This is a genomic window from Kocuria sp. ICS0012, from assembly GCF_001665945.1.
Classification (GTDB): Bacteria; Actinomycetota; Actinomycetes; order Actinomycetales; family Micrococcaceae; genus Kocuria; species Kocuria marina.
In genome coordinates this window covers 1-7,687 of the sequence record NZ_LZMM01000016.1, presented here as the reverse complement: position 1 = coordinate 7,687, position 7,687 = coordinate 1, and the positions used below count along the sequence as shown (strand labels likewise).

7 protein-coding genes and 1 pseudogene are annotated in these 7,687 nt (G+C 70.6%); 2 read left to right on the top strand and 6 right to left on the bottom strand.

What is annotated here, in order from left to right; translation table 11 throughout:
- Nucleotides 1-219: 219 nt before the first annotated feature.
- A pseudogene (locus tag A5728_RS13295) lies at nucleotides 220-370 on the top strand (alpha-hydroxy-acid oxidizing protein); the annotation flags it as partial.
- Between the two features lie 26 nt (nucleotides 371-396).
- Here A5728_RS13295 and A5728_RS01455 read toward each other — a convergent pair.
- From A5728_RS01455 to A5728_RS01440, 4 genes are all read right to left on the bottom strand, one after another.
- The gene (locus A5728_RS01455) at nucleotides 397-1,302 is read right to left on the bottom strand and encodes a neutral zinc metallopeptidase (RefSeq protein WP_064845369.1); all 906 of its coding nucleotides are present in this window, start codon (nucleotides 1,300-1,302) and stop codon (nucleotides 397-399) included.
- A 99-nt stretch (nucleotides 1,303-1,401) separates the two neighbouring features.
- Nucleotides 1,402-2,019, bottom strand: a complete 618-nt coding sequence (locus tag A5728_RS01450; protein ID WP_064845368.1) for an energy-coupling factor transporter transmembrane protein EcfT — start codon at nucleotides 2,017-2,019, stop codon at nucleotides 1,402-1,404.
- Nucleotides 2,016-2,759: an energy-coupling factor ABC transporter ATP-binding protein gene (locus A5728_RS01445; RefSeq protein ID WP_231885436.1), complete on the bottom strand. Its 744-nt coding sequence runs from the start codon at nucleotides 2,757-2,759 to the stop codon at nucleotides 2,016-2,018. The genes A5728_RS01450 and A5728_RS01445 overlap by 4 nt, the downstream gene beginning before the upstream one ends.
- Complete coding sequence (locus A5728_RS01440) at nucleotides 2,760-3,392, bottom strand: biotin transporter BioY (RefSeq protein ID WP_064845367.1); 633 nt, start codon at nucleotides 3,390-3,392, stop codon at nucleotides 2,760-2,762.
- 347 nt (nucleotides 3,393-3,739) lie between these two features.
- Here A5728_RS01440 and abc-f point away from each other — a divergent pair, with 347 nt between their 5' ends.
- Nucleotides 3,740-5,338 (top strand): ribosomal protection-like ABC-F family protein, encoded by a 1,599-nt coding sequence (gene abc-f, locus A5728_RS01435; RefSeq protein ID WP_064845366.1) that lies wholly within the window; start codon nucleotides 3,740-3,742, stop codon nucleotides 5,336-5,338.
- A 115-nt stretch (nucleotides 5,339-5,453) separates the two neighbouring features.
- Here the strand turns inward: abc-f and A5728_RS01430 are convergent, their stop codons facing one another.
- Both A5728_RS01430 and A5728_RS01425 read right to left on the bottom strand, forming a co-directional pair.
- A complete protein-coding gene (locus tag A5728_RS01430) occupies nucleotides 5,454-6,563 on the bottom strand; it encodes an alcohol dehydrogenase catalytic domain-containing protein (protein ID WP_064845365.1) in 1,110 nt (369 codons plus the stop codon).
- A gap of 109 nt (nucleotides 6,564-6,672) precedes the next feature.
- On the bottom strand, nucleotides 6,673-7,687 hold a 1,015-nt coding region (locus tag A5728_RS01425; RefSeq protein WP_369795597.1), incomplete at its 5' end, for an SURF1 family protein.

Below are 7,687 nucleotides of genomic sequence, written 5' to 3'. Positions count from 1 at the left end.
CGTGCCACTCGTCCACGGTGGGGGCCAGGTTCTGGGCGACCTGTTCCTCGATCACGTCCCATGTCGGGCCCGCGGCCCACGTCCGGATCGGGAGATGCTCCCTGCAACGCCAACTACCCCAGCTGACCGAATTGAAACCCCTCATGCGCCTCGGCTCCTTCAACCCGGATCGCACCCACGGGGTTCACGCGGTTCATGCATGCGGGGGGTGAGACCGGGGGCGTGCTCACCGCCGACGACGCCCGCCGGGCCCTGAGCGTGGGCGCCGACGTTCTGGTGGTCTCGAACCACGGCGGCCGGCAACTGGGCCGGGCCCCGGTGTCCCTGACCGCGCTGGCCGAGGTACGCGACGAAGTGGGCCCGGGCGTGCCGCACCGGATGACGATGTGTGAACGGTTACGTCAGGGCCGCAGGACGGTTCAGGTCCGAGGCAGTGAACGTGTTGCACGCGCGGATGTCCCCGGTCTGGTAGCCGGTGAGGAACCACGCCTGGCGCTGCGCCGAGGTGCCGTGGGTGAAGGACTCCGGGTTCGCGCGACCCTGGGTGGTCTCCTGGATCCGGTCGTCACCGATCGCCCCGGCCGCCTCGATCGCGTCGGCGAGCTGCGTGCGCGTGATCGGTTCCAACTGGACGGCCCCGCCGGGCTCGGTCGCGTGATGCGCCCACATCCCCGCATAGCAGTCGGCCTGCAGCTCGGTGCGCACGGCGGCCGACGTCGCGCCGTGCGGGTCCTGCTGCGCCCGGCCCAGGGTGCCCTGCAGGTTCTGCACGTGGTGCCCCACCTCGTGCGCCATGACGTACTCCTGGGCCAGGGCGTCGGCGTCCGCGCCGAACTGGCTGCGCATCTGGTCGAAGAAGCCGGTGTCCAGGTAGACCGTGGAGTCCGGCGGGCAGTAGAACGGGCCGGTCGCGGAGGACGCCTGGCCGCAGGACGTGGAATCGGTCCCGCGGAACAGTTCCACCTGCGGCAACGAGTACTTCCTGCCCGTAGCCTCGGGGAAGTACCCTCCCCAGAACTGGTCCAGGGACTGGACCGTGGCCACCATGCGGCACTCGGTGTCCCGGTTGGCGTCCTCGCCCGTTCGGCAGCGGTCCGCGAGCCCGGAGTCCACCTGTTGCGTGCTCTGGGTGTCGTCCTGATTGCCGCCAGTGAGCGCATCGATGCCGTCCTGGCCGAAGAACAGTCCCGCGAGCAACAGCAGGACGGCGCCGCCCAGCCCGCCTCCCACGGCGATCCCGCGGCCACCGCCGCCCGAACCCACGCGGCCGCCGTTGAGCTGGGAGTTGTCATTGAAACTCATGGGGGAAGCATAGGGCCCCACCGGGGCAACCGCGCGGTACGGGGCCGTGGCGCCGCGACGTGGCGCGTCGGACGGCCTCCGCGTCGCGTGCGCGGGGGCTCACTCGAGTCCGCGCGCGGCGAGCGCCTCCCCGGTGCGGTGCGCGTAGTCCACGGTCGCGATCACGGCCGGTGTCACGAGCTGCACGGGGGACGGGCGCACGGTGCGTGCCGCGGCGGCGTCGCGCAGCCCGGAGAGCACGCCGAACAACCAGGGCACCGAACGGATCATGAGTGAGACCGCGAGCCCCACCCGCTCGGGGTCCACACCCAGCCGGCGCAGCGGTGCGCACAGGGTGACCAGGCCGTCGATGAGTCGGGGCAGCGGTGTGGTGGTGATGAGCAACCGGGTGATCCCCACGACGGCCAGCAGGGAGAGCACGACGTCCGCCGCGCGGGCCGGACCGTTGGCCACGAGGTGGTAGAGACTCAGCACGCCCACGAGGAGCAGGAGTGGGCGCAGGGAGCGGGCCCACCGCCGTAACCCCAAACCACAGGCCGCGGACACCACCGCGCTGAGCGCGAATGCCGCGAGGGACACCGGCCACGCGCGCACGGCCATGATCGCCACGCACGCGCCGAGCAGCACCACGGTCTTGAGCCACAGGGGACTGCGATGCAGGATCGAGGTCCCGGGGACGTACGTGCCCAGCAGGCCGTCGGCGCGCGGCCTCCTCACGCAGTCTCCCCGGGGAAACCGTGCGCGCACCACGCGCGGTACCGGGGGAGCACGAGCTCGGGCGGACCCTGATCGAGGATCCGCGCCTCGTGGACCACGACCACGTGCTCGGCGCTCTCGGCGAGGTCGAGGTCGTGCGTGCTCACAAGTTGCTGCTGGGGTAATCCGTCCAGCAGCTCTCGCAGCTTGAGGCGATTGCGCAGGTCCAGCAACGTGGTGGGTTCGTCCAGGATGAGCACCCGGGGTTCCACGGCGAGCACGGCGGCCAGCGCCACGAGCTGGCGTTCCCCGCCGGAGAGGTCGAACACGCTGTGGTGTGCGCGGTGCTCAAGCCCCACGCGGCGCAGCCAAGACAGGGCCTGCTCAGCGCGTTGCACCCGGTCCGGGACGCGACGCCGCAGGGACAGTTCGATGTCCTCGAGCGGTGTGGGCATCAGGATCTGGGAGGCCGGATCGGTGAACACGAACCCCACGAGCGAGCGGGCCTCCCGGGGGAAGGCCACGGGGTCCACGCTGCCCGTGCGCACCACACCCGAGGTTGGTGTCACGAGCCCGTTGAACAGCCGCAGCAGCGTGGACTTGCCGGAGCCGTTGAGCCCGACCACCGCGGTGCGCGGCGCGGTGAACTCGCACGTGACCCGGTCCAGGACGGTCACGGGACCCGCGGGTCCCTGCGCCGTGACGGTGACGTCCGCGCAGTACAGGGGCTCGGAGGAGCCCGGTCGTAGTGCGGGCTGCACTCAGAGGACCGCCCCGGCCATCCGGGGGAAGGCACGGTGCACGGCCACCGCGATCAGGGCCGCCACGAGTGCCTTAACCAGGTCACCGGGGACGAACGCGAGATCGGTGAGCAGCGCCGCCCGAAGGGACAATCCCGCGGTGAGCATCATGCCCGCGATGCCCATGACGTGGGAGAGCACGAGGCCAGCGAGCGCCGCACCGAAGAGTGTGATCACCAGCCCGCCACGGCGTTCGGGGGCTGCGGAGGTGGAGCCCGCGCGGCGTCGTACGCGTTCGGCGCGCACGCTGCGGTGGGCGAGTGCACCCACGAGGGCGGCGGCGAACGGGAAGGAGAGCAGATAGCCCACGCTGGGCCCGCCCAGGACGGCCGGTCCGCCCACGAAGCCGGCGAACACCGGGACGCCGAGCAGACCCACGATCACGTACAGCGCCAGGGCGGCGAAGCCGCGGCGGCTCCCGAGGATCATGCCGGTCAGGTACACCCCGAGGGTCTGCAGTGTGATGGGCACCCCGAGCGCACCCACGGGGATGGCGGGAGCGAGCGCGAGCACGCACGTCAGCGCGGCGAACACGGCGATGTTGGCCAGGTCGAATGAGGTCACGGTGCGGGTGTCGCGCGCGGGTGCTGTCATGGTCCGCAGTCTAGTGGAGCCCGGTGGTATGGGCCGACGGCGCCCGCCCAGCCTCGCTCGCCCGACCGCTCCTGCTCATCCGGCGGGTCACACGGCCCGTGCACCGCGCCGGCACCTCACGGCACGACGCCTCATGGGTCGCGGGTGCCCCGCGCGCCGGCAGCGCCCGCTCGTCGAGTGGATTTGCGACCGCGAGTAGACTGGTGGAGGACCCCGCAGCCACGGGGTTTCTGTCTGTCCCGGGCGCCTCCATCCAGCGCGATCCACGAGGCGCCGCACGCCGAGCACGGTGTGCGGCGTCGTCCCGGGAGCACTCGCTCGACCGCCCCACGAAAGGCCCTGCACCGTTGATCACCGTCACGAACCTCGAACTGCGCGCCGGCGCGCGATTGCTCATGGACGAGGTGAACTTCCGGGTGGACAAGGGCGACAAGGTGGGCCTGGTCGGGCGCAACGGGGCTGGCAAGACCACCATGACCAAGGTGCTCGCGGGGCTCACGCTCCCCGCCGCGGGTGAGGTCACGCGGTCGGGATCGATCGGGTACCTGCCGCAGGACCCCAAGGTCGATGACATGGACCAGCTGGCCCGGGACCGCATCCTGTCCGCGCGTAACCTCGCCGGTGTGATCACCAAGCTGCGCCGCGCGGAGGAGGAGATGGCCTCCGAGGACGACGCCGTGCGGGCCAAGGCCATGCGCCGCTACGACCGCCTCGAGTCGGAGTTCCTGGCCGGCGGCGGCTACGCCGCGGAGTCCGAGGCCGCGACCATCACGAGCAACCTCAACCTGCCCCAGCGCGTGCTTGACCAGCCCCTGCACACGCTCTCCGGTGGGCAGCGTCGCCGTGTGGAGCTCGCCCGGATCCTGTTCTCGGACGCGGACACCATGCTCCTCGACGAGCCCACCAACCACCTGGACCACGACTCGATCGTGTGGCTGCGCGAGTTCCTGCGTTCCTACCAGGGCGGGGTCCTCATGATCTCCCACGACGTGGACCTCATGGAAATGGTCGTGAACAAGGTGTTGTACCTGGATGCCAACCGCTGCGTGGTGGATGTGTACAACATGACGTGGAAGAACTACCTCCAGCAGCGCGGCCAGGACCAGGCCCGCCGCAAGCGTGAACGCGCCAACGCGGAGAAGAAGGCCGGGGTGCTCATGGACCAGGCCAACAAGATGCGCGCCAAGGCCACCAAGGCCGTGGCCGCCCAGCAGATGATCCGCCGAGCCGAACGGCTCATAGCCGGGATCGAGGGTGAACGCGTGCAGGACAAGGTCGCGGCCATCCGCTTCCCCAAGCCCGCCGATTGCGGCAAGACCCCGCTCATGGCCAAGGGCCTATCCAAGTCCTACGGCTCACTCGAGATTTTCACCGATGTGGACCTCGCGATCGACCGCGGTTCCCGCGTGGTCGTGCTCGGGCTCAACGGCGCGGGCAAGACCACGCTGCTTCGCATGCTCGCGGGCCAGGCGGACCCGGACACCGGCGAGGTGGTCGCGGGTCACGGCCTGAAACTCGGCTACTTCGCGCAGGAACACGACACCCTGGACACCGAGCGCACCGTCCTCGAGAACATGAAGAGCGCCGCACCGGACCTGCAGGACACCCAGGTGCGCACGATCCTCGGCTCGTTCCTGTTCCAGGGCGACGACGTGGACAAGCCCGCCGGGGTGCTCTCCGGCGGCGAGAAGACGCGACTCGCACTCGCGACGCTCGTAGCGTCGTCGGCGAACGTGCTGCTGCTGGACGAGCCCACCAACAACCTGGACCCCGCGTCCCGGCGGGAGATCCTCAACGCGCTGCACAGTTACGAGGGCGCCGTGGTCCTGGTCTCCCACGACGAAGGCGCCGTGGAAGCGCTCGAACCCGAGCGCGTGGTCATGCTCCCCGACGGCGTGGAGGACCTCTGGAGCCAGGACTACCAGGACCTCATCACCCTCGCGTAGCACGGGCGTCCTGCCGCGGCCGCTGGAGGACCAACGGGCCTGGCGCGCCGCGGGACTCTTCGCGGCGCGTACGGTGCGGGGACGTACGCCGCTCCCGCACCCGGCGCGGCGGGGCTCAGTTCTCGAACAGTACGACCTGGCGCACTGCCCGGCCCTCGGCGAGGGCGTCGAGACCCTCGTTGATCTGCTCGAAACCGATCCGCTGGGAGATCAGCTCCTCGATGGGTAGCTTCCCCTCCCGCCACAGTCCCAGGTACACGGGGATATCCCGCGCGGGGACCGCCGAACCCAGGTAGGAACCCACGATCGTGCGCGCCTGCGCGGTGAGCCCCAGCGGGGAGATCGTGGACCGGGCGTCCGGCGAGGGCAACCCCACCGTCACCGTGATGCCCCCGGGCGAGGTCGCCGCGACCGCCGTCTCGAACGCGCGGGGGTGGCCCGCGGCCTCGATCACCACGGCCGCCGTCACCCCCTGCTCGGCGAGCTCCTCGGGGGAGTACACCGCGCTTGCTCCGAGTTCGACGGCGCGCGCGAGCTTCTCCGGGTTCGCGTCCACCCCGATCACCGGGCCCTTCTCGAGCGAGACCGCGGTCAGCAGCGCAGCCATGCCCACGCCGCCCAGACCCACGATGAGCACCGTGTCACCGTCGTTGGGACGGCCCGCATTGATCACGGCGCCGCCGCCCGTGAGCACCGCGCAGCCCACCACGGCCGCGATCTCCGGGGGCACGTCCTTGTCCACGGGCACCACCGATTGGCGGTTGACCACCGCGTGGGTCGCGAAACCCGAAACCCCCAGGTGGTGGAACAGCTCCTCCTCACCGCGGTGCAATCGGCGCTCACCACCGGGCAACAGCCCGGCGTCGTTACTGCGGGAACCGGGACCGCACGGCAGCTTCCCGTCCGTGGCGCATTGGTCGCACTCCTCGCAGCGGGGCAGGAACACGGTCGTGACCTGGTCACCCACGGCGATGTCCGTGACACCCTCACCCACCGCCTCCACGATCCCGGAGGCCTCGTGTCCCAGCACCATGGGCGTGGGACGCACCCGGTTGCCGTCCACCACGGACAGGTCCGAGTGACACAGTCCCGCCGCCCGGACCTGGATCAGCAGCTCGCCCGGACCGGGGTCCGCGAGCTCCACCTCCTGGAAGCGCAGCGGATGGGACTCGGCGTACGGGCGCGGCAGCCCGATCTCCTCGAGCACGGCGGCGGTGATCTTCACGGCGACTCCTTCATCACGGGTGACCCGTCCGACAAGGCAACGTCCGCTCGGGCGGACCGCCCGCCTGGACGGCTCCCTCGGGTGCCGTAAGCGGGCGCGGGTCTGCGTCTCAGTGTCGCCTGTCGGCCTCGAGGGCGTCCAGTAGGGCGTCCTCCTCGTCTTCGTTGCTCACGCCGGTGGAGGCCCGACGGCGCTTGGGTCGGTACAGCGACTTCAGATGCGCGGGCATGTCGTCGGCCATCTGCAACTGACGGATGATCAGCGACTCGTCCATCTCCCCGATGTAGTTGCCCTCGGCGTCGTAGTACTGCGCCAACCGGCGTTCCACCTCCGCGGCGTACGCGCGATCCCACTCGAGGTTCTTCACGTGCTGGCGCGCCGAGTACCCGTAGGCCACGAACACCAGCACCGCGAACGCGTACCACTGCAGCGAGTAGGACAGGTGCGGACCGTACTCGATGGCCGGTCGTTCACCGGCCTGCGGGGTCACGCTCGAGGGCGGGTCCTCGGAGACCAGTTCTCCGTACCCGCCCGTGGCCAGCGCGCCACCCCAGCGTTCGGCGAACGCGGGCAGGTCGATCGAGGCGGACTGGCCCTCGGGTGCCCCGCGGTCCACGGTGCCCTCGGTGGGGCGCAGCCGGGCGGTCACGGTCACGGTCCCGGACCGGGGAGGGGGCACCGCGGACGGCATCCCGTTCGCGGAGTCGTCCGTGGGGATCCAGCCGCGGTCGATCGCGATCACGGGTCCCTCCACGGTGCGGAACGGGACCAGGACGTCGTACCCCACGCGCCCGTCGTGCGGACGGTTGCGGATCAGCACGGTCTCCTCGGGCACATACGTGCCGCGCAGTTCCACGGGGTGCCAGGTCTGCGAGTCGTCGTAGTCCTGGAACAGGGGGATGCCGCGGGCGGAGTCATAGGCCGGGGCGTCGTAGTTCTTGCTGATCTTGGCGTTCTCCGCGACCAGGTAGTCGTTGCGGGACATCTGCCAGTGGGCCAGGTAGAGGCACAGCACCGCAGCTACGCAGCACAGCGCGAACCAGCCGAGCCACGTGGGGGTGCCCAGGAACTTGTACTTGCGCATCAGGGTGTGCGCCCCGATTCCTCGGGTCGGACGACGCCGC